The sequence below is a fragment of the Chitinophaga sp. 10T418 genome (assembly GCF_056394125.1).
This window is the reverse complement of sequence record NZ_JBFTHG010000004.1, coordinates 167,699-190,285: the sequence shown is the minus strand read 5'-3', so window position 1 is coordinate 190,285 and position 22,587 is coordinate 167,699. Positions and strand designations below refer to the sequence as shown.

Sequence of the window (22,587 nt, the reverse complement as noted above, 5' to 3'; positions counted from 1 at the left end):
TGATCTGGAAACCATTATATTTGCTCATTAGCAAGCAAAATATATCTTATGAATAAACTAAGCTATCTACTAGCGCTGTTAACCGTTTGTTTTCTGGCTATAACCTCAAAAGCTGATGCCCAAAGTGCAGGAAGACAATTTTCACTTGGCTTTTACAAGCCTGTAGGAGATACTAATTGGCGGAGCTACCACTCATCCCAACGGGACTATTTGATACAGCCCGTCTTCGATCTTCCACATGAAAGAGATACCACCAAAAGGAGAAGTTGGTTCCACCGTAAGCTGTTTAACGAACATTTATTGGAATTTCATCATGAAGACTATGATTTCTATGCGAGTTTTTTACCGGATTTTGTGGCCGGGCATAGTTCTGATAATGGAACTACGTGGTTGAATACACGTGGGGTAATCGCAGGAGGGAGACTGGGAAAGAATTTGACCTTCCGGACCGAGTTTTATGAGAATCAGGGTAAATTTCCTAAATATCTTGACACCTATGCAAGAAATGCAAGAATAATTCCCGGTCAGAGCGAATGGAAATTATATAATAATGGGAAAGCATTTGATTTTGCCTATTCGTCTGCATTAATCGATTATAAAGCAGGTAAATTCCTGGATTTTCAATTGGGTTATGACAGAAATTTTATTGGTGATGGTTACAGATCTATGCTGTTATCAGACAACTCATTTAACTATCCGTTCCTGAAAATAATTGCCAATGTAGGAAGGGTCCAGTATACAACAATGTGGGCACAGTTTATTGATATGCAATATCCCAAGGCTTCTTATGATAATGGCTATCGTAAGAAATGGGGAGTATTTAATTATTTGGACTGGAATGTCTCTAAAAAGGTGTCAATAGGTTTCTTTGAAGCTGTAATATGGCAGGATTCCGACTCATCCGGTAAGAGAGGGTTTGATATGAGTTATATAAACCCTATTGTTTTTCTCCGCCCCGTAGAGTTTTCAATAGGCTCTCCTGATAATGCAATAATGGGACTAAATGTAAAGTATGCTCCCTCTGAGAATAGCTCTATATATGGACAATTTGTACTGGATGAATTTAAGTTTAATGAAATTACCAGTGGTAGTGGCTGGTGGGCGAATAAATTTGGTGGACAAATAGGCTTCCGTTCAAATAATATATTTAAGCTTCCTAAACTGAACGTTTTGACCGAAGTAAATGCTGCCAGACCTTATACCTACTCTCAGCGTTCAACATTAAACAACTATGGACATTATAACMAACCATTGGCTCACCCTATGGGCGCAAACTTTATAGAGTGGGTAAATATTGCAGACTATCAGTACAGGAGATGGTTCTTCAAAGGAGAAATAATGGTGGCAAAGTATGGTCTTGATACGGCAGGTATTAATTACGGAAAGGATATTTATAAGTCCTATAATACACGTAACAACGATTTGGGTAACCACATAGGTCAGGGACTTAAAACCAACCTGATGTATGTACAGGGCTCTGTTGCTTTTTTACTTAACCCAAAGTATAATTTACGTTTAGAGATGTCAGTTACTGGCCGCCGGGAGAAAAATGACCTTTATGATAATAAGGAACTCATCTTCCAGTTTGGTTTGCGTAGTAGCTTCAGGCAATTTTATTACGACTTTTAGCCAAAAGATATAAATATACACAAGCCCTTCCGCTTTATCAGCGCAAGGGCTTTTTTATTATTTTAACGCAAAGAGGGGGAGGATAATAATGGACAAAGGGCCGAAATGCTGTATTTCTATAAAAAGTTATGAGGTACGGGAAACTCCACTTATCCTATAATGAATATACGAAAAAAAACATAATATCAAATACATAATCCCCGCTTTCCTTACAGTGTTGCTGATAATTTATAACTTCGCGGTATGCATTACGTTACAGTAGAAGGGCTTACCAAATCTTTTGGGACCAAACCATTATTCAAAGACATTTCTTTTCATATAGAAGAAGGAGATAAAATAGCGCTGGTAGCGCTGAACGGTACCGGTAAATCCACCTTGCTGCGGATTTTATTAGGAAAGGACGTGCCCGACAGTGGTAAAGTATGGATACATAAGGATGTAACCGTGGTAATGCTGGAACAACAGTCGGATTTCGATATGTCTAAAACAGTGATTGAGAATATCTTCAATCATGATAACCCTGTTCTGAATGCCATTAAAGAATATGAGCTGCTCACAGAGGAAGGCCATGAACTGGACATTGTGGACCTTGATAAATTAACAGACGCCATCAGCAGGATGGATGAATTGAATGCCTGGCACTTTGATACCAAAGTGAAACAGATATTAGGAAAACTTAATATACACAATCTCGATCAGCCAGTGGGCTCTTTGTCTGGCGGACAACAAAAGAGAGTTGCCCTGGCGAAGGTATTGATCGAAATTGGCTTCGAACATAAGCATGTATTGCTGATCATGGATGAGCCAACCAACCATTTGGACGTATCTATGATCGAGTGGCTGGAAAATTATCTAGACCAGGAAAAAGTGACCTTGCTACTGGTAACGCATGATCGTTATTTCCTCGACAGTGTATGTAATGAAGTAATGGAGATAGATCAGGAGCAGTTATTTATTTACAAAGGAGATTATGAAAATTACCTGGAAAAGAAGGCCGCAAGGGAGGAGATGGATAAATCCAGTGTAGATAAAGCCCGTAACCTGTACCGTAAAGAGCTGGAATGGATGCGTAAGCAACCGAAAGCCCGTACTACAAAATCCAAATCCCGGCAGGATGCTTTTTACGAAGTAAAGGAAAAGGCCAGCACCAAGGTAGCTGATCAACAACTGGAGCTGAATGTTAAAATGACTCGTCTGGGTGGAAAGATCCTTGAACTGAAGAAGGTATACAAGTCGTTCGGCGACCTCAAAATCCTGAAAGGCATGGATTATACCTTCAAAAAAGGAGAACGGGTAGGTATAGTAGGTAAGAATGGGGTGGGTAAATCTACTTTCCTGAACATGTTATTGGGTACGGAACAGCCAGACTCCGGTAAGATCAACATAGGTGAAACCATTGTGTTTGGTAACTATTCTCAAACAGGTCTGGAGGTGAAGGAAGATATGCGCCTGATAGAGTTTGTGAAGAATATCGCAGAAAATTTTCCGCTGGCAGATGGTACTAAAGTGAGTGCCGCCCAGTTCCTGGAACTATTCCTCTTTCCTCCGGAAAAACAATATACTTATATTTCCAAGTTGAGTGGTGGTGAAAAAAGAAGATTACACCTGCTTTCCATCTTATTCCGCAACCCGAACTTCCTGGTATTGGATGAACCTACCAATGACCTGGATTTGCCAACACTCAGTATCCTGGAGAGCTTTTTACAGGACTTCCAGGGCTGTGTAATTATTGTAAGCCATGACCGTTATTTCATGGATAAACTGGTAGAACACCTGTTTGTCTTTGAGGGGGATGGGGAAATCCGCGATTACCCTGGAAACTATACCCAGTACCGCGAATGGCAGAAAGAGGAAGATAAGAAAAAGGCCATCGCTCCCAAAAAAGAAGTGGTGCCAGAACCAGTAGTAGTAGCCGCACCTGTGGCTGAGAATAAAGGCAAAAAAATGTCTTTTAAAGAAAAAAGAGAACTGGAATTGCTGGAAAAGGAAATAGAAAAACTGGAAACAGAAAAGAAAACTATTGAGGCCTCTTTAGCCAACGGAGAACTGGCTTTTGATAAAATGGAGCCCATGACTCACAGAATAGGAGAGATCATCCAATTACTGGATGATAAGGGAATGCGCTGGCTGGAGCTGAGTGAAATGAGCGAATAAATCAGTCTTTCCATAAACAAAGAAGCAGGTCAGCAATGACCTGCTTCTTTGTTTATGGAATATATCGCTTAGGTATACAGGTAGTGAATATTGGTAATCATTCGGGAAAAATGTACTTTAGAATAGTCACTATACTTCATGAAAAGATCAGCTACTTTTTMCGCCGCAATTCCCCAGCCCTGCAAGGAACCCTGGGGGGATATGCGCCCATCAGATGGTGGGAAATTTTGCAGTAGCTGTCAAAAGAAAGTAATTGATTTTAGCACGTTAACTGATGCGGAAATTGTCAATATCTTCAGTGGGCCATCACAAAAAATTTGTGGCCGTTTTAATCCTTTTCAGCTGGATCGCATACTGGATAAGCGGGAACGAAAGGGAAGCCTGCTCCCTGCAACTGTTTTAACCACTTTACTGGTATTCAGCGATCTTTCAAAAGCCACTGGCAGCCCGGTTAAAGTGCCCTTTATACATATGCCATTTGCTAAGTTTACGGAACTAACTGAAACAGCTATACCGCAGAAACTTGATACACCCCGCATCATCACCGGAAAGTTAATTGACAGCCAGGGCAAAACTTCCTTACCTGGCGTTTCTGTTATAATAAAAGGAACAACCTTCGGCACTGCCACTGATGCGGCGGGAAACTTCCGGTTGCGGGTTCCGGAAAATTTGCATCACAGGGAGGTAACCCTTGAGTTTGCGTACATTGGATATAATAGAAAGGAGTTACTGGTGCGGGAGAATGGGCCGCTTACAATCGAAATAGAAATGAGTGCAAGTATATTGGGTGAGGTGGCGGTCACCTGTATGCGTAAAGCAACCTTTCGGGAAAGAATGAAAATGAGATGGAAGCGGCTATGGGGGAAACAATAATATTAAGCCGCAAGCGCTTAATATAACGCTTACGGCTATCCGATAATAATTTGTAAGCTACTTTTTTTTCTTCTCCTGTTGCACTTTCCATTCTTCCAATGCAGCTATCTTCTTATTCTGCTCAATAAGGTACAGCGTTAACTCTTCTACCTTTGCCAGCAATTTTTTATTCATATCCCCTACATCAATGCCATCTTTTTCCACTTCAGCTGCAGATGGAATCCCTTCCAGGTGCTGGTGAGTGGCCACGTATTTTTCTACTGCTGCTAAAGTTGGCAGTTGATAGTCTTTATGAAACACGTAATCAGACCAGCCAGTCTGCGTTACTTTTACCTGTTTGGCGGTGATGGTACCATTTACAGCCAGTTTGGACTGAGGATTTACTGTTCCAATGCCAAGACCTACATCGTTAATGAGAACAATTGTTTGGTTTGTAGGGCTGGTTCCCCCGGCAAGATATAGCGGAATGTACTTTGTGGCGCCAGTCGTTCTATCAAAGCCGATCAACGTTGCTCTTCCACCTGAAACTCCCAATTCTGCTGCCATGCCCGTTCCATTGGCAGTATACCAACCTTTGAATCGGCCTTGTCCTTCCCAGTCGCTTGCACCAAAGCCATCTATTCTGGCTATCTGATCAGTGCCCGCATAAAATTTAAAGCCGTTATTATTATTTTTGACATTAACGCTAAGCCACATATGCTGCGGTTCGATACCAATTGCATAATCTCCTGAGGCACTGCCCAGCGCAGGGTGTAGTGTAATCCTGGTGCCAACGCTCCTTGAAGTAAAGGTGGGTGCACTCACCCCAACAGGATTAAAGCTTAGTAAATTGGAAGTATTGTTAGTCATGGTGAGGCTACCCGTGCTGTTCGTAACTTCCGTGTTCGATATTTTCAGACTTCCGGTTGTTCCGCTGGAAGGATATATGCCCACGTTGCCCGCATCACTGAGAATAAACATCTCCTTACTGGCAGGATTAACTCCAATATAGCCGTCTCGCGTGGTGTTATCGTTTTGCATGAACTGCAGTATAGACTGATTGGCGGTAGTGCCATTCCCCTGAATTTTAGATAAGTTACCCGCAGTAAGGTTACCAACAGTTACATTACCGGTAGCCCTTTCAATAGCAAGGCCGAAACCAAGATAGGTACCGGTATTGGAATACCTGAATAATCTGAAGTCAGAGCCGGTATTGCCTGCACCTTCTAAGCCAATTAAGGAGTTGGTCCATCTTAGGTTAGCAGGTAAGTTGCCATCACCATTAAACAGATGGAAGTGAGCTACTCCGTTGGCGCTGGTTCCTGCAAAAGTTTTCAATGTATTTGACTGTGCAGTTCCCGCGATGTAAAAATTAGCAGAAGGCTGTAAGGTCGTTTGGTTGTTAATATACGTCTGTGCCTGGCTTTGTATGGCTAAACAAAACAGGGCAAACAGACATGGAAGCATCTTTTTCATTGAGGCACCGTTTAGGGATGTTTAATAAATATAAGTTACATCATTTGGTTAAAAAAAACCTTCAATACACACTTAAGCGTCATTGAAGGTTTTAGTTTGTAGCCTCGTCAAGAATATTTGAATTGTACATAACTAATTGATATTTATTTGTTTGTGAATTTTTTTTGACGTTGGGGTAAGGTTTTGGGGAATTGCCCCCTTGGGGCTAAAAGTAAAAAAACTTATTGTTTGGAGCTACATTTTCTACATCTGCTACATTCAAAACCTTCGCAAATATTAGCAAGTAGGACGTAGAAAGCCCATTATTAGATGATATCTTTGCGGTTTGGGAATGACATGTGTATTTCCGCAAAAACATCATCTAATAACGGGACATACTTGATTAGGTATAAATAAATTTGAGCAAATTTGTTCTGCACTTCCGAATTACAATCCACGTTTTTCTGCTCTGGTTTTTAACGTGTCAAGCAAATGTAGGTTTGCATTGTATAAGTTAATATACTTATCCATCGAAACCTTCTCTCTTGGTGTAAATCCTTTCTTGTAGCTATATTGCATTGTTGAATGTAATCCACTGGCATAATAGCTTTCAATATAAACAACTGACCCTCTAAACCGCTCACAGATTTTTTTACTTATAAAAGAGTAGCAAAATTCCTGCTGTTCATTGTTAATGATAATTTTAGTTCTCTTTAATATATCCGGATGGTTATTAGCGGTTGTAGCGATATCTTTTGTGCATAGAAAAATCGTACAGTGCTGATTGTTGATGATGGTATCTTTCTCTTTCTTCAAATCATCTAAAAGATCTTTGTTGCTTTTCAGAAAAGGTTCATCAGAAAAGCCATACCCTAATTGTTTATTATTGCTCGTGTATACTCTGGTCACATTTGGAACTACATTTGTATCAAATGCCATACCCACTTTTTGGTTGATGGCTGTTAGATAATATGCACTTGGATAAACTTCTACATCAGACTTGCTTGCATTTTGTATCGTCTTGCTGGTAGAATCCAATACTACAATATCTCCATTCTGTATATCGTGAAGGGGTTCTAACGAGTAATCATCGCACAAAAAAATGGTGTCTCCCATTATTAATCTTTGACCTTGAAGAGTCATAGTTAATAAATAAGATAATACTACTTCGGAATTACATTTGGAACGAATTTCAAAATAGGTTTTCTTATTGTTATATCCCATTAAAAAAGGTGCGATTAAGAGTAGGCTAATACTAAGGGGGAAAAATATTTTTTTTATCATCTTAGATGCCGTTAATCAACTATTTGTGTGAATTTTTCTGTTGCAAAAGTACGGGAATTGGGAAACGTTTTTCCAACGGGAACATCGAAAATCAGGGCTACAATTTGGCCGGTTACCCTAATTGTAACGGAATTGCAACCGCAGGGCCCAAAACCTTGGGTGGCTACTTCGCTGTAAGTGCCGAGGACGATGCCCTCAAGCCATGAACTTAAGTGCGTAATACTTACAATTTTGTTTGTTGTTGTAACTGATTCCTTCGATTTAATCACCCATAAATTATTTATGTGCTCTGCAACATTCCATGTAAACTCCTGAGTTCCAGACGTAACGCCTTCTGGGAGCAAATACGGAACCGGATAGCCATCTAAGTTATCACCGGCGCTACTTGGTTGCGGATTTTGTTTCTGGGGCGTTGAAGTTTGGCTGCTTGCTGAATTAATTAAAAATAGTGATAAACAGAATACTGTCATTACTTTGGGTAAAATGGACTTGATCATAATTTGCTTTTTTTCATTGTTGTTTTCTCTTACTTATTGTGGGTATGGGTTTCAKAGAGATGCCCATATCATATGTTACGATATCATATGACTCTCTTAAGTTAGATATTTTTATTTTCACCATGCGTAATATTTTTTATTAACCTATCTAGGTAGGCTATTTACGTAAATAGCCCATGACCTCCATAATTTTCTATATAAACCCAACATAGTTCTTTAAGCCTGGCAATGCTGGGACTCCTTCACAGAATAGTTTTATATTCAGCAAGACAGAACACAAAGCAATAACAGATAACACTATTATCAGCACGGTACATAGCCTTTTATCGCTGTTAAGCTGTTCTTCGAATTGATGCCGGATACGTAGTTCTGCATGATATGCAGCCTCCTTTATGGCTATTTTCAACATTTCAATATCCTTATCATTCATTTTATATTATTTGGTGGGTTGCTGTGAATAAAGGCTCTCAGGTTATAGGCTTATTGTTTGGAGCTACATTTCCTACATCTGCTACATTATAAACCTTAGTAAACCCTAACAATTGTTAACATACGGTCTCTTTTTAATGACTCCAAAAATTCCCAATGAAAGAAAACCCCGACTAGGAATAGTCAGGGTGATACGTCCCATGTTTTATATACAATAAGCGCGATTGATCCGCGGTTAAACTTTTATTGCTCATCGTTCATTTTTAGTTGCAGACTATTATTCGGACTTCATAAAGTCTGCATGGTAGTTCGTAAAATGTTTGAATAGTTCGTCGTAGACCTTCCGGATCATATATCTTTCAGCATTCGAGAAGCTTTGAATAACATGTACTTTTTCACCGTTAACTATTCTGACTGATGGGCGCATATACCTGTAGTATGTAGGCGTCGACAGGCCGCATTCCTTCGTAATTTGTTCCCTGAAGCGAACGGGCAAATCTGTTAGCATTGTGTGTAGGTCAAAGAGCATATTGCCGGGATTGGTTAATAGATTCTGGTTTGTTTCTCTGTTCTTGTTCTTTTGTAGGGTTTGTTTTTTGTTTGTCATAGCGGGTATTTTGAATAGTGATTGTTTTCGATTGTTTGATAAGGGCAATGGATAGCCGCCTTCATATGGTAATGAAAGTGATGATCCTTTGAGAGGATTGAAAAGGTTAGAAAATTTATAAGTGGAGAACCGGGGCTTTTATGCATAAAAAAGCGCGGAACTCTTGCGATGCCGCCGGCGGCCCCTCGGAGGGCTGGGAAACGACAAAGAAGAGCCCACGCTTTTAAACGTGAGCTTTTTCCTATCATCTCCCTTTCCGTGGTGAATTTCCGAGGTTCGCCGGAAGAGAATCAAGAAGCAGCTTCTAATATTTTATGTGCTGCGAATTTAGTTCAAGATATTTCTGTAATACCGGAATTTACCTAAATGGATACAGAAGCTAGAAAAAGAAGATTGGGTGAAAAGCTGCGCAAGCTAAGGGATGAGAAGGATTTAAGCCTTCGAGAACTCGCAGCCCTTGCAGATACCGATTATAGCCAGATACATAGGATTGAGATTGGACAAATAAGTCCTACGGCTGTTACTTTAGAGAATTTGGCGGAAGCACTGAAAGTAAAGATTTGCGTTTTTTTTGATTGCTAAATCAAGGTATAGAAAAAGCAATCGGGTTCCTTGATCTCTTTACAAGTGGTTAAATAGTCTATTATTTCTTTAGAATTTAAAGGGCTTACCCCAGGAGTAAGTTTCCACTTCTCTTGAAATAAATGCAATCTCATTCGCTGATAAGCGAAGTTTTCTCTCAGTTCATCCAAAGAGTAAGAAGGCACTTGAACATTTTCATTCTCACTCAAGAAAGTTAGAAGATCTTTGGCTATAATACTGATTGGAAAAAGATTTTCAGATCTTACGGATAGATTATTTATAGTTTCTGAATTTAAATAAAGATCTATACAAACTTTTGGGGGTTTATTTATCTTTATATGATTCGCTTCTACCGCTTGAAAACTAGCAAACCCAGTTTTAACGGTATCTTCATATCGCAGAAAAGCTCCTTGATCCAAGCACAATAAATCATCAATACTCATATAAGCAACATTGAATTATTACAATTAGAAATGGAGGTATTTATGATGGAATTAAGGCATTTTCATATTCCATCAGCCAAATCTTTACTACTTTCACCTATTCTTAGTTTGTATCAAACAAAAGAGTATAGTGCTGGTAACAGTTATTAGAGCTTCCAAGGCCGGGATTTTCTTTGCAAAATCCTTTATATACTGATTCATTTTCTGATTGGTAATAGCACGGGGTAGGTCACCATTGTATTTTGTCCTGATCTGCTGTATGACAGGGTGTACCGGAATAGATACTTTGTTATGTGTCTTTGTTTGCCGGATTTCTATAAGTCCATCTTTGATATGATGGGGGCTTAATATAGAATAATCAGAAAAGCGTAATCCGGTATAGCATCCTATCAAAAATAAATCCCTTGTCCGGTCAAGTTTTAGGTCATTTGATAAGTCCAACTTTTCAATAAGCTTTAATTCTTCCTCAGTCAGATACACGCTGTCTGTTTCTTCCTGTGGCTTGAAAAAATAGTCGCTTTCAAAATCATTACAAACTAAGATCCCCCGGCTTTTTGCCTTACCCATGACCGTAATTATTCGTTTTATATGGTCACCTATGGTATTTATGCCTAGCTTGACGGTTGATGTCAGATATCCCATGTAATCCCCATGGAAGCGTACATCAATAGTACCAAAGTCAATTTTACGGGCATATGTCTTTTGAAAATCCTTTAAATGGTTCAGGGTAGTAACATACCCTTTATTAGTGTTGGGGGATGTTTTCTGTTTGGTCTTTGGGCTGATCCGTTCTCCTTTTTCAGATCGCTTATTAAAATCTTCATAGTAAGAAAAGAAGGTTACCTGTTGAAATTCCTTTTTTCCTGTAACTATATCAAGCAATGCTTTTAGCTCTTCAGGGGAGGGGATAAGGTGATTATTATCATTCCTGAATTTTCGGTAGGCGCTTTTAATAGCATGGTCCAAATAGTCTAATCTGGCGTTAAACTCCCGGATACTCGGGAAAATCTTTCCCTCCCTTGTTTGCCCGCTGAATAGTTTTGTTCCAACAAGAAGCGGTGGGGATTTTTTCTGAGAGGTAATACCGTAGTGCTTCGCCCTCATAGCTGATATTGGCGAAAATGGTGCTTTCCGTGTCTTTGGGTCTCTTTAAATAAAATTTGATCTCCATGATTATAGGGTTAACAGGTTATAAAAAGGGAGCATTTGGGGAAAGTAGCACGTTTTGCCATTGGCAAAAGCAATATAGTTAATCTTTTCTGGGGAATCTGGTGGGGAAAAATGGGGAAGGTTTTGGGGACATTTTGGCTTAATTCCGCTTTATCTCCCTTTACCGCTCTTTCCTATGAAACACACGTCCAGTAATGAAAAACGCCCAATTCCAGTAAAGCTGAAATTGGGCGAATTAAGTTTTTTGTAGCCTCGTCAAGAATCGAACTTGAATCTGGAGCTTCGGAAACTCTTATACTATCCATTGTACTACGAGGCCGGAAAGTACGCAAAACTACATTTTCTAAAGTATAATCCCAAATCACATTAAAGATTGATGTTACTCTTGAATATTTTAACCGCAATAGCCAGCAGAATTACACCGAAAAATTTACGCAGTACCATCAACCCAGCCTTGCCCAGCATACGTTCTATATAGTTTAAGCAGCGTAATACGATGTACACAATCACCAGGTTTAAACAGATCCCCGCCAGGATATTATACTGTCCGAAGTTAGCTTTTAGCGACATAATGGTGGTCAGGGTACCCGAACCAGCTATCAGTGGAAAGGCAATAGGTACTACACTACCGGCTTTAGCGTCCTGGTCAGTTTTGAAAAATTCCAGCCCCAGGATCATTTCCAGCCCAATAACAAATATAACAATAGACCCTGCTACAGCAAAGGAATGCACATCTACACTCAGTAATTTCAGAAAAGGTTCCCCTACCAGCAGGAACAGGATCATCAGGAAGCCTGAGGCCAGCGTGGCTTTGCCCGCATCTATATGACCCAGCTTTTCTTTCAGGGAAACGAGTACTGGTATGGAGCCTACAATGTCAATGACCGCAAATAAAGTAAAGGTAATAGCCAGAATTTGGTCGATACTGAACATGAATGCTAATTTGTGTAAATATAGGCAGAATGCAGAACGTTTTATGCTAGCGGCTTTCTGCTTATATTTGTTTTAATACTACTTATATGACGGAGGATATTATCATTCAGATCAGTAATAAGATCAAGGAGAAAAGAAAGGGAAAAGGCATTACTATCCAGGAACTGGCAGACCGGGCACAGGTGAGCAAGGGGCTGATATCCCAGATAGAGAACAACAGAACTGTCCCTTCGCTTCTGGTGTTGATCAATATTATTAAGGCTCTCCAGCTGGATATGAACGAATTCTTCAATGAAATTGATCAGCAAACCCAGAGCGCGAAAGTAATCATCAAACAAAAGGCGGCCTATCAGGAGTTTGAAAAAGAACCTGCTAAAGGATTTATATATAAAAGAGTCCTCACCAAAAATGTGAAAAATTTCCCGGTAGATATCGTCCTGCTGGAACTAAAAAAAGGAGCTACCCGTGCCCAGACCGTAAAAACAGATGCCTATGAATACAAATACATCATCAAAGGATCAGTAGAATACCTCATTGACAACGAAAAATATGTGCTGGAAGAAGGGGACTCCCTGTTCTTCGATGGTCGCCTGGGCCATAAACCCAGTAATATAGGCGCAGAAAATGCACTCATCCTGGTGGTTTACTTCTTCCTCGACAGCGAAAAGTAAACTATACAGATACAAATACTTAACATTAAATTTAGTATATGTTAACATTCTGATCACATTAGAGCGCAAACTTCGCATGTAAATAAAATAGTACCCAAACCTACATTTACATGCAATCAAATCTACATCGGGCGCTCAAAAGGCAGCTATGCGCCTTAATATTGCTGCTATCCATTACCACCACTCTTTATGCACAACAAGCTATTACGGGGAAAGTCATCTCAGGTGACGATCGTCAGCCCGTTATCGGAGCTACAGTGAAAGTAAAAGGAGCTAACCGCGGCGCTGTTACCGATGCCACCGGTAGTTTCGCTATCTCGGCTGCCAGTACCGATGTGCTGCAAATTTCCTTTATCGGCTTCTTACCCGAATTATACCCGCTTAAAGGCGCTACTGATGTCACTATCACCCTTCAGCCAGATAAAAAAGCGCTGGATGAAGTAGTAGTAACAGCACTGGGTATACGAAAAGAAGTAAAACGTGTAGGTTATTCTGTACAGGAAATAAAAGGAGCGGACCTGATCAAGGCCCGCGAACCCAATCCCATCAACGGCCTGGTAGGTAAAGTAGCAGGACTCACCGTAGGAGCTTCTGCCGAATTGCTGTCTGCCCCGCTGGTATTATTACGTGGTAATAATATAGGCCTCTATGTAGTGGATGGTGTACCGATCAATTCTGATACCTGGAACATTGCTCCGGATGATATTGAAAGCTATACTGTACTGAAAGGCGTAACTGCTTCTGCACTGTATGGCTCCCGTGGTCTGAACGGTGCCATTATGATCACCACTAAAAAAGGAACAAAAGATAAACGCGGCCTGTCTATTGATTTTAACTCCAGCACCATGTTCGAAAAGGGGTTTAATGCCATCCCCAAAGTGCAGGATGAGTATGGCCCCGGCGACCATGGAAAATATGCCTTTGTTGATGGTAAAGGTAATGGTACCAATGATGGCGACTACGATGTTTGGGGACCCAAATTTGAAGGCCAACCGATACCGCAGTACGATAGCCCTGTAGATCCTACTACAGGAGTACGTGCGGGTACCCCCTGGATTGCACGTGGTAAAAATAACCTGCAACGCTTTCTGCAAACAGGTATGCTGAGCACCAACAACATCGCAGTGTCATCACATACCGAAAAGGCTGACCTGCGCTTCTCCCTGTCGCATTCTTATCAGAAAGGAATTGTTCCCAACACTTCCCTGAATATTACCAACTTCAATATCTCTGCAGGCTACAACTTTTCTTCCCGCCTGCGCCTGGATGCCTATATGAACTACAACCGGCAGTATTCCAATAATTTCCCGGATGTAACCTATGGCCCCAACAGTATTATTTATAACACCCTGATATGGGCCGGCGCCGACTGGAGCATGGATGACATGCGCAACTACTGGCAGCCAGGTAAAGAAGGTATTCAGTCTATTTACGCAGAGTACCAGCGCTACCATAACCCCTGGTTCATGACCTATGAATGGTTACGTGGTCACTATAAAACAGATATCAACGGTTACGCAAAACTGAACTACAAAATTAATGATAAGCTGGAGCTGCTGGCCCGTACACAAATTACCAGCTATGATCTGATGAGAAATGAGAAAGTACCTTTCTCTGCTCATCCTTATGGTCGTGAAGAAGGTAAAKGGGACTACAGGGAAGATAAGCGTTCTATGTTTGAAAACAACACAGACGTATTGTTATCGTACACCAACATGTTCCCTCGCAAAATAGGTATCCATGCTTCTGTAGGCGGTAATGCACGTTCCTACAAATACAACTCCAGCTACGTATCTACCAACTACCTGAATGCACCAGGATGGTATGGATTTGGTAACACACGTGATCCATTGTTTGCCACCAATTACCAGGCGCCAATGCTGGTGTTGAGTGCTTATGGTTATGTAGATATTGATCTGGGAAAATATGCCACGATATCGCTGACAGATCGTATTGATAAAGCATCAAACCTGCCTATTCAGAATAATGTTTATTCCTATCCTTCTGTAGCTTTAAGCACAGTGGTATCTGATTATGTAGATTTACCGGCTGCAATATCCTTCCTGAAGCTCAGAGGCTCTTATGCCAATGTGAAGGGAGGCTTTACCCAGGCCACTATCGGCGCTACACCATTGGCTAGTTACCCACTCGGATATGGCTCTGAATACCAGTCTTCTTATGATGGTCCTATTTATAATACGCCATTCTATAATGTAACACCGGTATACCAGAATCAGGCAGGCGCCACACTTTCACAAACTATTGCCAACCCTGATCTGAAACCTTTTGCCACCAAAGTGTTTGAAACCGGTATGGATATACGTTTTCTTAAAAATCGTATAGGCATTGACGCTACCTACTTCACCAGTAAGAATGGTCCACAGATCTATGATGTGATTATATCCAGCACCACAGGGTTTGCTAAAAACCGTATCAATGGTGTGAATACACGGAAAACAGGATATGAAATATCCCTTAATGGTTCCCCGCTAAGAAACCCCAACGGTCTGAACTGGAACGTTACTGCCAACTGGTCTACCTTCCAGGAAAAATATGTGAGCATTTATGGTAACGAAACCAAACTGAATGCTTATGTAGGTGTGGGAGACAGGGTAGATAAGATCTATGGTACTAAATTCGTAAGAGCAGCCGATGGTCAGATCATTAATGGTTCCGATGGCCGCCCGATTGTAAACCCTACACAGCAATTCCTTGGTAATGCTAGTGCTGACTGGGTTTGGGGTATCAATAACAACTTCAGCTATAAAGGTATCAGTCTCAGTTTCCAGTTTGATGGCCGCGTAGGTGGCAGCATGATTGACTATATTCAGCAGCAAACTTTCCGCGGTGGACGTAATATCCTTACCACAGAAGGCGCTATGGGAGAAGCCCGCTACCAGGATTACAAAGGTGTGAAATCTTATCAGGGACAAGGAGTAGTGGTAAGTAATAATGTGGCTATCCAATACGACAATAACGGTAACGTTACCAACTACGATAAGCTGCAATACGCACCCAATAACACCAAAGCATTCCTGCAGGATTATATCAGCGTATACTATAAAACCAACGAAGCGAATGTGATCAGTAAAACATTTGCCAAACTCCGGGAAGTAACTATTGGATATGCTTTGCCACAAACTTTACTGAAAGGTACTTTCATCAGAGCAGCCAGCATATCCTTTGTGGGCAGGAACCTGCTCTATTTCGCGAAGAATAAAGATGTGGACCTCGACCAGTATCCGGGTGCAGATCAGGGATCTTCTACGCTGCAAACACCTACTACCAAAAGATATGGCTTTAACCTGAATGTTAGCTTCTGATCTGTTTCAATTATTAAACACGCTTTGTATGAAATCATTTAAAATATTTACCATCATCGCTTTAGCAGGTGCTGTCCTCAGCAGTTGTAACAAGAAGTATGAGGATTACGCAGTCAATACCAACAAACCTTCGAAAGTACCGCCAAGCCTGGTGTTAGGTGGAGTATTGGCAGATATGAATGCAGATAAACCCTGGAGCAACATTATGCGCTGGAACCAGTTCGATTGCTGCAATTACAACTACTATGGTGATCAGCGCTACGATTGGGGCGGTGCCGACTTTAACAGCTATTACTCCATGATGAACGTGCAACAAATGGAAGGGGAAGCTAGCCGCCTCGGAGGACAAGCCGTGAATCCATATAATGCACTCGGCAAGTTTTTCCGTGCCTGGTTCTTTTATCGTATGACTAACCTGGTAGGAGATTTGCCAATGAAAGATGCCTTACAGGGCAAGTTGGGGCTGACCCCTAAGTATGATGATCAGAAGGCCGTATTTATGCAGATCCTGCAATGGCTGGAAGATGCAAATGCACAACTGGCACAGCAAATCGCCAATCCGGATAAAAGCATTACCGCAGAAGGACAGTTACTGAAAGGAGATTTCTATTATGGCAATGATATGACTAAATGGCAACGTGCGGTAAATACTTTCCATTTACGCGTACTCATTACGTTGAGTCAGAAAACAGCCGATGCTGATCTTAAAGTGGCGCAACAGTTCAAAGCAATTGTTAGTAATCCTAATAAATACCCGTTGATAGAATCAATGGACCAGAACCTGCAGTTTATCTATAATAACATCAATAAGTATCCCTCCAATCCGGATAACCTGGGCTTTGATGCTACGCGTTATAATATGTCTGCTACCTACCTCAATGCGTTGGTAAAGCTGAATGATCCACGTGCCTATGTCACTGCTGAACCAGCTACCGCACAACTGAAAGTGGCGCACAAAACACCGGCAGATATTACTGCTTATGTAGGTGCAGAATCAGGTATCAGTCAGAGCGATATGTCGGCCAATATGTCTAACGTAGATACAGCGGTATACTCCGTTCGCAGCCGCAGCCGTTACTATAGCAATTATGCCGCAGAACCTGGTGTTATCCTTGGTTTCCCGGAACTGTGTTTTAATATGGCAGAAGCCATCAACCGTAAATGGGTAGATGGTGATGCAGAGGCCTGGTATAAAAAAGGTATTAAGGCTTCGTTGGGCTTCTATGGTGTTCCTGCAGAAGCACCAGGATCTATCGTAAAAACGTATGGCGGTAAACGTTATGAAATACCTTTTGATTTCGAAAACAGCTATTACAAACAGGCAACTGTTAAGTACCAGGGCGATAATGCCCAGGGGCTTGCGCAGATCCTGACGCAGAAATACCTGGCCTTCTTTGAAAATTCCGGCTGGGAAGCGTATATCAACTGGAGAAGAACCGGTGTACCTACTTTCAGCGTAGGTGCCGGTACTGGCAACAGTGGTGTTATCCCTAAACGCTTTAAGTACCCTGACTCAGAGCGCTCTGCTAACACTATTAACTGGACGGCTTCCCTGCAAAATCAGTTTAAAGGGACTACAGATGATATCAATGCGAGTATGTGGCTATTAAAGTAACCGATTGATAGCGTTTAGCCATTAGCTTTTAGCTTTAAATAAATACAGCGTAGATTAACAATTGTTGATCTACGCTGTATTTATTTAAAGCTAAAAGCTAATGGCTAAACGCTGTTAAACTAAACGAAGTTTAGTTTAACTTAACATTAAGTTCAGCTATTGTTAACAATGTGTTTACATTGAACCCTCACCTTTGTCCCAAACCATTCGTTACGATATGCTGAATATTCCCTGGTTGCAGAAACGATTGCAGCACGCACATCACCTTACATTTTCCTTATATGCTGCCTTAGTAGCTTTTGGTACCTATTCCTGCATGTACGCTTTTCGTAAGCCCTTTACAGCGGGTATTTTCGAAGGCGTAACTTTTCTGGGGATAGATTATAAAATATGGTTGGTGATTACGCAAACCATCGGGTATGCCTGCAGTAAGTTTTATGGCATCCGTTTTATTGCGGAAATGAAGGGGAATAAAAGGGCGCGGAGTATCATCGTGCTGATGGCCATTTCCTGGCTGGCGTTACTCTGTTTTGCGATAGTGCCGGCACCTTATAATATTACTTTTCTTTTCTTAAATGGCTTCCCTTTAGGAATGATATGGGGATTGGTATTTAGTTACCTGGAAGGCAGGCGCAGCACTGAGTTTATGGGAGCAGTATTATCTATCAGTTTCATCTTTTCGTCAGGATTTGTAAAGTCGGTAGGTAAAATGACGGTAGTGGACTGGCATGTAACAGAATACTGGATGCCGTTTGTAACGGGGCTGATATTTGCACTGCCCATCATTATTTGTGTAATATTACTGGAACAAATACCGCCGCCAAGTGAAAAAGATGAGCAATTACGAACCCGACGTGCACCGATGAATAAACAGGAGCGAAAAGATTTTCTGCAAGCGTTTTTACCCGGTTTGGTACTGCTGATAGCCAGTTATGTGCTGTTAACTGTATTGAGAGATATGCGGGATAATTTTGCTGCTGATATCTGGAAGGACCTGGGCTTCGGTGCGCAGGCGGGAATTTTTACACAAACAGAAATCCCTATTTCTATTGCTATCATTGTTATTATGGGATTGCTGGTGTTTGTGAAGAATAATTTCCATGCGTTTATGCTGAATCATTTTATTGTGATTACGGGTTTTGCGATAGCCTTTATCAGTACATTATTGTACAAGCAGCATCACCTGGATCCTGTGTGGTGGATGACTTTAACAGGCCTCGGTTTATATATGGGCTATATTCCTTTTAACTGTATTTTTTTCGAACGGTTGATTGCAGTATTTAAATACGTGAGCAACGTAGGCTTCATTATTTATGTGGCAGATTCGTTTGGCTACCTGGGTAGTGTGTGTGTGATGTTATTTAAGAATTTCAGTGGAATGTCGTTGTCGTGGAGCCAGTTTTTTATGGATGCAGTACTTGGTGTATCCGTTACTGGTATTGTGATGATGATAGTGGCAGCTTGGTATTTTAAAAAAAGATTTGAATCAGTGAACAATAAAAATGCTGCAACATTAACAACAGATGTGCAGCTGGCTGCCTGATCATAGGCGCATTAAAAAAGGCAAATCGTTCATGCTATATGAGCGATTTGCCTTTTGTTTTTATAAGAGGAATTCAATTAGCTTTTTGCGTCTGTCGCATCAGCATTGCTTCCTTTCTTTGATGGTTCATCTTTGGCATCTTTGAATTCACGTATGCCGCTACCCAAACCACGCATCAGCTCAGGTATCTTCTTACCACCAAACAATAACAATACTACTAATGCTATCARCAGCAATTCTTTGATACCTATTTCCTGCAAAAATAAAAGCGGGATATTCAGAAAAGATGTTGTCATTATATCAGATTTAATTGTGTTCTTTTATATACGGTGAATGCAAACATAAAGTTAGCACGATTTACCAGTTTTTTTGTTTTTTAGGAAGATATTTAAATATTTTAACATAATTGACTTACTGGCAATTAGTTACAAATTAGAAAATATCACTTTTACCTCGTCATTTTCCACTTGTAAATGCGAAATCCGGCCATAATCGATTTGAATATCGAAAGCATCCACCAATGCAGTATCGGTCACATGCGCTAATATACACCGGATCACTCCGCCATGTGTCACCAATACGGCATCATTTCCTTTGGCGATTACTTCCTCCAGTAGTTGAATGCTGCGGGTATACAGTTCTTCATAGCTTTCTCCACCCGGAATGTGCTCAAAAACCACGTTGTCGGCCCATTTACGGAGCGCTGTACGGCTGATATTATCCCATGGAAGCATTTCCCAGTCGCCGAAATTCATTTCCTTCAGACGGTCATCTTTAATATAATTGTTGCCAAACAAGGCAGCAGCCAGCTTTTCGCAACGCTGTAAAGGGCTGGTATATATGTCCATTGTTCTCGCTGGCAGCAGGGGCTTTACCCTGGCTGCTTCTATGTCAAAGCCAGTGGCAACATCCACGTCAGATGCTCCGTAACAAACGCCACTTTCGATTGCCGGTGTGGTATGCCGGATCAGGTATATTTCCATGTGAGAATACAAAAGCATAAATAAATAACGGTTTCCGATACCTGTTGCACGGCCCCCAGGCAATCGCCTGTATAACCTCCTATCCACTTCTGCATTAGCCGCACCAGGTACCAGCGGGCCAGTAACAGCGCCGGAATGGTCAACAGGAGGGTGTAGTTATGCAGATAAATAATGGCGCCTATAAAAGGCAGCCAGCCCCATATAGCGGCTATCGCCAGATCAGATAAACTGATGCCTTGCGCAATAGGCTTGGCCTTACTATCGTCGTTTTCGCGTACGTACCGGTGTGTGTACACTACAGTGATGGCCATAAAGCGACTCAGTGGCTGCGCCGTAATAATAGTAATCATGACCAGCGGCAATGATAGCTCCCGCAGAGCTAAAAATTTCAGCGTCATAATCAGCAAAAGCCCCAGCATACCATAAGTGCCGATACGGCTGTCTTTCATGATATCCAGGATCTTTTCTTTTGTCCAGCCACCACCAAAACCATCGCACATATCAGCAAAGCCATCTTCATGAAAGGCGCCGGTTACCCATACCCCCATAATAATAGACAACAAAATGCTGACCATCGGCGGAGCAATGGTGCCCAGGATGTACAATAAGGCAATCATGAAACTACCCGTTATCCATCCTATCAGGGGGAGAAAACGGGTAGCTTTATTTAGCATTTCCGGTGTATATGGAACACTAACGGGAACGTGTATACGAGTATAAAACATGATAGCGGTTAGCAACAACTGCCATTGTTTCTTCATATGGTACGATTTGATACCTGCGCACTGTTAAAGCTGGCCATTTCTGTTAGAAATGCTACGGCACTTTGTACCAGCGGTATCGCCAGTGCCGCGCCGGTGCCTTCTCCCAGGCGCATATCCATTTGTAATAAAGGTGTTACTTCGAGGTGCTGCAGCATTGCTTTATGCCCTTTTTCTTCTGAGCAATGCGCAAAAATACAATAGTCTTTTACAGCAGGCTGTATGTTGGCTGCTACCAGCAACGCTGCGGTAACAATGAACCCATCTATCACCACCAGCATCTGCAGCGCAGCAGCTTGCTGTATGGCGCCACAAATCATGGCTATCTCAAAACCACCAAAGGTAGCTAATGCCTGTTCCGGTGATGCAGGTGAAGCATGTTTGGCTACCACCTGTTGTAATACAGCCCGCTTTTGTGCCAGCTGTTGTGCATTACTGCCGGTGCCGGCGCCCGCACATTCGGCTACAGGTATTTTGGTAAAATGGCTCATCAGCAATGCTGCTGCAGAGGTGTTGCCAATTCCCATTTCCCCGAAGCCTACAATATTGCAACCCTGTTCGTATAATAGTTTTACTTCTTCCGCACCAGCCTGCATCGCCAGCTTGCACTGATCGAGTGACATGGCAGGCATATGCAGAAAGTTCTGCGTACCCATGCCCATCTTGCGGTCTTTCAACAGCGGATGTGGTGCAAAAACATGGTTTACACCAGCATCTACTACGGTCAACTGTAGCTGATGCTGACGGCAAAAAACATTGATTGCAGCACCGCCCTGCAGAAAATTATTCACCATCTGCGCAGTAACTGCCTGTGGAAAAGGGTTTACCTGTCCATCAGCGGCAATACCGTGGTCGCCTGCAAATACAATAATAGATGGGTTTTTGATAACCGGCGTCAGCGTATTTTGTACCAGACCTGCCTGCAATGCTATCCCTTCCAGCTTTCCCAGTGATCCGGGCGGCTTGGTTTTCTGATCTATTTTATCCTGTAATGCCCCTCTCAATTCCTGTGACACAGGTGTTATGCGGATATTGCTCATCATGCGGGTGAATTTATTACGCTTCCTTTTTTATGACTACGGGTATACCGGATACCATCAGTACTACGGTGTCGGCTATACGTGCAATGTATTGGTTTACCCAACCCTGCAAATCTGTAAACTGTCGCCCGACTGCAGTTTCCGCATGTACGCCCATGCCTATCTCATTGGTTACTACAATAAAAGTACCGGCCTTTTGTTGTAGTGCATGTATTTCTGCTTTTATAGCTTCCAGGGTACTGTTCACATCATACGCCTGTTGTTCAAAGAAGTTTGTAAGCCATAAGGTAACACAGTCTACCACTACAGTATGGCCATCCAGTGGTAAACGGCTTACATACAATTCCTGTTCATAGTTGATCCACATGGCGCCCCGCTCTGCTTTGTGCCGCTGTATCCGTTGTGCAAAATCATCATCCCACACTTTGGCGGTTGCCACATACACCGGGTGTGCACTCAGTGATAGCGCCATTTCCTGCGCATACCTGMTTTTACCGGACCGCGCACCGCCTGTAATTAGAATCAGCATGTAGCTTTTAGCAGTTAGCTTTTAGATAAGTAATTGTTAATGCAATTTTGTTTAGCTTTTAGCCATTAGTAGTTTCCTGCTAATGGC

The 22,587-nt window shown here is 41.8% G+C and carries 19 protein-coding genes and 1 tRNA gene; 8 read left to right on the top strand and 12 right to left on the bottom strand.

All coding sequences use genetic code 11. The features are described from left to right. Positions 1-48: 48 nt before the first annotated feature. The 3 genes from AC1DCV_RS12930 (at position 49) to AC1DCV_RS12920 (ending at position 4,656) form a co-directional block, all read left to right on the top strand. Complete coding sequence (locus tag AC1DCV_RS12930; protein WP_477023549.1) at positions 49-1,629, top strand: hypothetical protein; 1,581 nt, start codon at positions 49-51, stop codon at positions 1,627-1,629. Between the two features lie 243 nt (positions 1,630-1,872). Then, positions 1,873-3,783, top strand: coding sequence for an ABC-F family ATP-binding cassette domain-containing protein (locus tag AC1DCV_RS12925; RefSeq protein ID WP_477023548.1), 1,911 nt, complete (start codon positions 1,873-1,875; stop codon positions 3,781-3,783). A 201-nt stretch (positions 3,784-3,984) separates the two neighbouring features. Continuing rightward, positions 3,985-4,656, top strand: coding sequence for a carboxypeptidase-like regulatory domain-containing protein (locus AC1DCV_RS12920; RefSeq protein WP_477023547.1), 672 nt, complete (start codon positions 3,985-3,987; stop codon positions 4,654-4,656). Positions 4,657-4,713: 57 nt separating this feature from the next. On the opposite strand, the gene AC1DCV_RS12915 is transcribed toward AC1DCV_RS12920, so the two are convergent. From AC1DCV_RS12915 to AC1DCV_RS12905, 3 genes are all read right to left on the bottom strand, one after another. Then, complete coding sequence (locus tag AC1DCV_RS12915; protein ID WP_477023546.1) at positions 4,714-6,111, bottom strand: hypothetical protein; 1,398 nt, start codon at positions 6,109-6,111, stop codon at positions 4,714-4,716. Positions 6,112-6,537: 426 nt separating this feature from the next. Next, positions 6,538-7,374 (bottom strand): hypothetical protein, encoded by an 837-nt coding sequence (locus AC1DCV_RS12910; RefSeq protein ID WP_477023545.1) that lies wholly within the window; start codon positions 7,372-7,374, stop codon positions 6,538-6,540. A gap of 11 nt (positions 7,375-7,385) precedes the next feature. Beyond that, positions 7,386-7,871, bottom strand: coding sequence for a hypothetical protein (locus tag AC1DCV_RS12905; RefSeq protein ID WP_477023544.1), 486 nt, complete (start codon positions 7,869-7,871; stop codon positions 7,386-7,388). 1,402 nt (positions 7,872-9,273) lie between these two features. Here AC1DCV_RS12905 and AC1DCV_RS12900 point away from each other — a divergent pair. Then, positions 9,274-9,489 carry a helix-turn-helix domain-containing protein gene (locus AC1DCV_RS12900; protein ID WP_477023543.1) on the top strand — a complete coding sequence of 72 codons (216 nt, stop codon included), beginning with the start codon at positions 9,274-9,276 and terminating at the stop codon, positions 9,487-9,489. Here the strand turns inward: AC1DCV_RS12900 and AC1DCV_RS12895 are convergent. From AC1DCV_RS12895 to AC1DCV_RS12880, 4 genes are all read right to left on the bottom strand, one after another. Continuing rightward, a complete protein-coding gene (locus AC1DCV_RS12895) occupies positions 9,486-9,932 on the bottom strand; it encodes a hypothetical protein (protein WP_477023542.1) in 447 nt (148 codons plus the stop codon). The genes AC1DCV_RS12900 and AC1DCV_RS12895 overlap by 4 nt on opposite strands. 93 nt (positions 9,933-10,025) lie before the next feature. Then, positions 10,026-11,036, bottom strand: coding sequence for a phage integrase SAM-like domain-containing protein (locus AC1DCV_RS12890; protein WP_477023541.1), 1,011 nt, complete (start codon positions 11,034-11,036; stop codon positions 10,026-10,028). 313 nt (positions 11,037-11,349) lie between these two features. Next, a tRNA-Arg gene (locus AC1DCV_RS12885) sits at positions 11,350-11,421 on the bottom strand. A gap of 47 nt (positions 11,422-11,468) precedes the next feature. Further along, entirely contained in the window at positions 11,469-12,035 is a 567-nt protein-coding gene (locus AC1DCV_RS12880; RefSeq protein WP_331960556.1) for a MarC family protein, read from the bottom strand. Positions 12,036-12,121: 86 nt separating this feature from the next. Between AC1DCV_RS12880 and AC1DCV_RS12875 the strand changes: the two genes are divergently transcribed. The 4 genes from AC1DCV_RS12875 (at position 12,122) to AC1DCV_RS12860 (ending at position 19,187) form a co-directional block, all read left to right on the top strand. After that, positions 12,122-12,706, top strand: coding sequence for a helix-turn-helix domain-containing protein (locus AC1DCV_RS12875; RefSeq protein ID WP_133807488.1), 585 nt, complete (start codon positions 12,122-12,124; stop codon positions 12,704-12,706). A 110-nt stretch (positions 12,707-12,816) separates the two neighbouring features. Next, on the top strand, positions 12,817-16,029 hold the full coding sequence (locus AC1DCV_RS12870) for a SusC/RagA family TonB-linked outer membrane protein (RefSeq protein ID WP_477023540.1): 3,213 nt from the start codon (positions 12,817-12,819) through the stop codon (positions 16,027-16,029). Between the two features lie 28 nt (positions 16,030-16,057). Next, positions 16,058-17,644, top strand: coding sequence for a SusD/RagB family nutrient-binding outer membrane lipoprotein (locus AC1DCV_RS12865; RefSeq protein ID WP_477023539.1), 1,587 nt, complete (start codon positions 16,058-16,060; stop codon positions 17,642-17,644). Positions 17,645-17,837: 193 nt separating this feature from the next. Further along, the gene (locus tag AC1DCV_RS12860) at positions 17,838-19,187 is read left to right on the top strand and encodes a DUF5690 family protein (protein WP_477023538.1); all 1,350 of its coding nucleotides are present in this window, start codon (positions 17,838-17,840) and stop codon (positions 19,185-19,187) included. A gap of 77 nt (positions 19,188-19,264) precedes the next feature. Here AC1DCV_RS12860 and AC1DCV_RS12855 read toward each other — a convergent pair whose 3' ends face one another. The 5 genes from AC1DCV_RS12855 to cobU all read right to left on the bottom strand — a co-directional run bounded on the left by AC1DCV_RS12855 (position 19,265) and on the right by cobU (position 22,500). After that, positions 19,265-19,483 (bottom strand): Sec-independent protein translocase subunit TatA/TatB, encoded by a 219-nt coding sequence (locus AC1DCV_RS12855; RefSeq protein WP_441576350.1) that lies wholly within the window; start codon positions 19,481-19,483, stop codon positions 19,265-19,267. A 129-nt stretch (positions 19,484-19,612) separates the two neighbouring features. Continuing rightward, the gene (cobC, locus tag AC1DCV_RS12850; protein ID WP_477023537.1) at positions 19,613-20,188 is read right to left on the bottom strand and encodes an alpha-ribazole phosphatase; all 576 of its coding nucleotides are present in this window, start codon (positions 20,186-20,188) and stop codon (positions 19,613-19,615) included. Then, complete coding sequence (locus tag AC1DCV_RS12845; RefSeq protein ID WP_477023536.1) at positions 20,155-20,931, bottom strand: adenosylcobinamide-GDP ribazoletransferase; 777 nt, start codon at positions 20,929-20,931, stop codon at positions 20,155-20,157. The genes cobC and AC1DCV_RS12845 overlap by 34 nt, the downstream gene beginning before the upstream one ends. Continuing rightward, positions 20,928-21,974, bottom strand: coding sequence for a nicotinate-nucleotide--dimethylbenzimidazole phosphoribosyltransferase (gene cobT, locus AC1DCV_RS12840; protein WP_477023535.1), 1,047 nt, complete (start codon positions 21,972-21,974; stop codon positions 20,928-20,930). Before cobT ends, AC1DCV_RS12845 begins: the two co-directional genes overlap by 4 nt. Before the next feature lie 13 nt (positions 21,975-21,987). Then, positions 21,988-22,500, bottom strand: a complete 513-nt coding sequence (gene cobU / locus AC1DCV_RS12835; protein WP_477023534.1) for a bifunctional adenosylcobinamide kinase/adenosylcobinamide-phosphate guanylyltransferase — start codon at positions 22,498-22,500, stop codon at positions 21,988-21,990. Positions 22,501-22,587: the final 87 nt, after the last annotated feature.

Coding starts and splice junctions, on each gene's coding strand:
- AC1DCV_RS12925 (WP_477023548.1), top strand. CDS start 1,873: ATGCATTACGTTACAGTAGAAGGGCTTACCAAATCTTTTGGGACCAAA.
- AC1DCV_RS12920 (WP_477023547.1), top strand. CDS start 3,985: ATGCGCCCATCAGATGGTGGGAAATTTTGCAGTAGCTGTCAAAAGAAA.
- AC1DCV_RS12915 (WP_477023546.1), bottom strand. CDS start 6,111: ATGAAAAAGATGCTTCCATGTCTGTTTGCCCTGTTTTGTTTAGCCATA.
- AC1DCV_RS12910 (WP_477023545.1), bottom strand. CDS start 7,374: ATGATAAAAAAAATATTTTTCCCCCTTAGTATTAGCCTACTCTTAATC.
- AC1DCV_RS12905 (WP_477023544.1), bottom strand. CDS start 7,871: ATGATCAAGTCCATTTTACCCAAAGTAATGACAGTATTCTGTTTATCA.
- AC1DCV_RS12900 (WP_477023543.1), top strand. CDS start 9,274: ATGGATACAGAAGCTAGAAAAAGAAGATTGGGTGAAAAGCTGCGCAAG.
- AC1DCV_RS12895 (WP_477023542.1), bottom strand. CDS start 9,932: ATGAGTATTGATGATTTATTGTGCTTGGATCAAGGAGCTTTTCTGCGA.
- AC1DCV_RS12890 (WP_477023541.1), bottom strand. CDS start 11,036: ATGAGGGCGAAGCACTACGGTATTACCTCTCAGAAAAAATCCCCACCG.
- AC1DCV_RS12880 (WP_331960556.1), bottom strand. CDS start 12,035: ATGTTCAGTATCGACCAAATTCTGGCTATTACCTTTACTTTATTTGCG.
- AC1DCV_RS12875 (WP_133807488.1), top strand. CDS start 12,122: ATGACGGAGGATATTATCATTCAGATCAGTAATAAGATCAAGGAGAAA.
- AC1DCV_RS12865 (WP_477023539.1), top strand. CDS start 16,058: ATGAAATCATTTAAAATATTTACCATCATCGCTTTAGCAGGTGCTGTC.
- cobC (WP_477023537.1), bottom strand. CDS start 20,188: ATGCTTTTGTATTCTCACATGGAAATATACCTGATCCGGCATACCACA.
- AC1DCV_RS12845 (WP_477023536.1), bottom strand. CDS start 20,931: ATGAAGAAACAATGGCAGTTGTTGCTAACCGCTATCATGTTTTATACT.
- cobT (WP_477023535.1), bottom strand. CDS start 21,974: ATGATGAGCAATATCCGCATAACACCTGTGTCACAGGAATTGAGAGGG.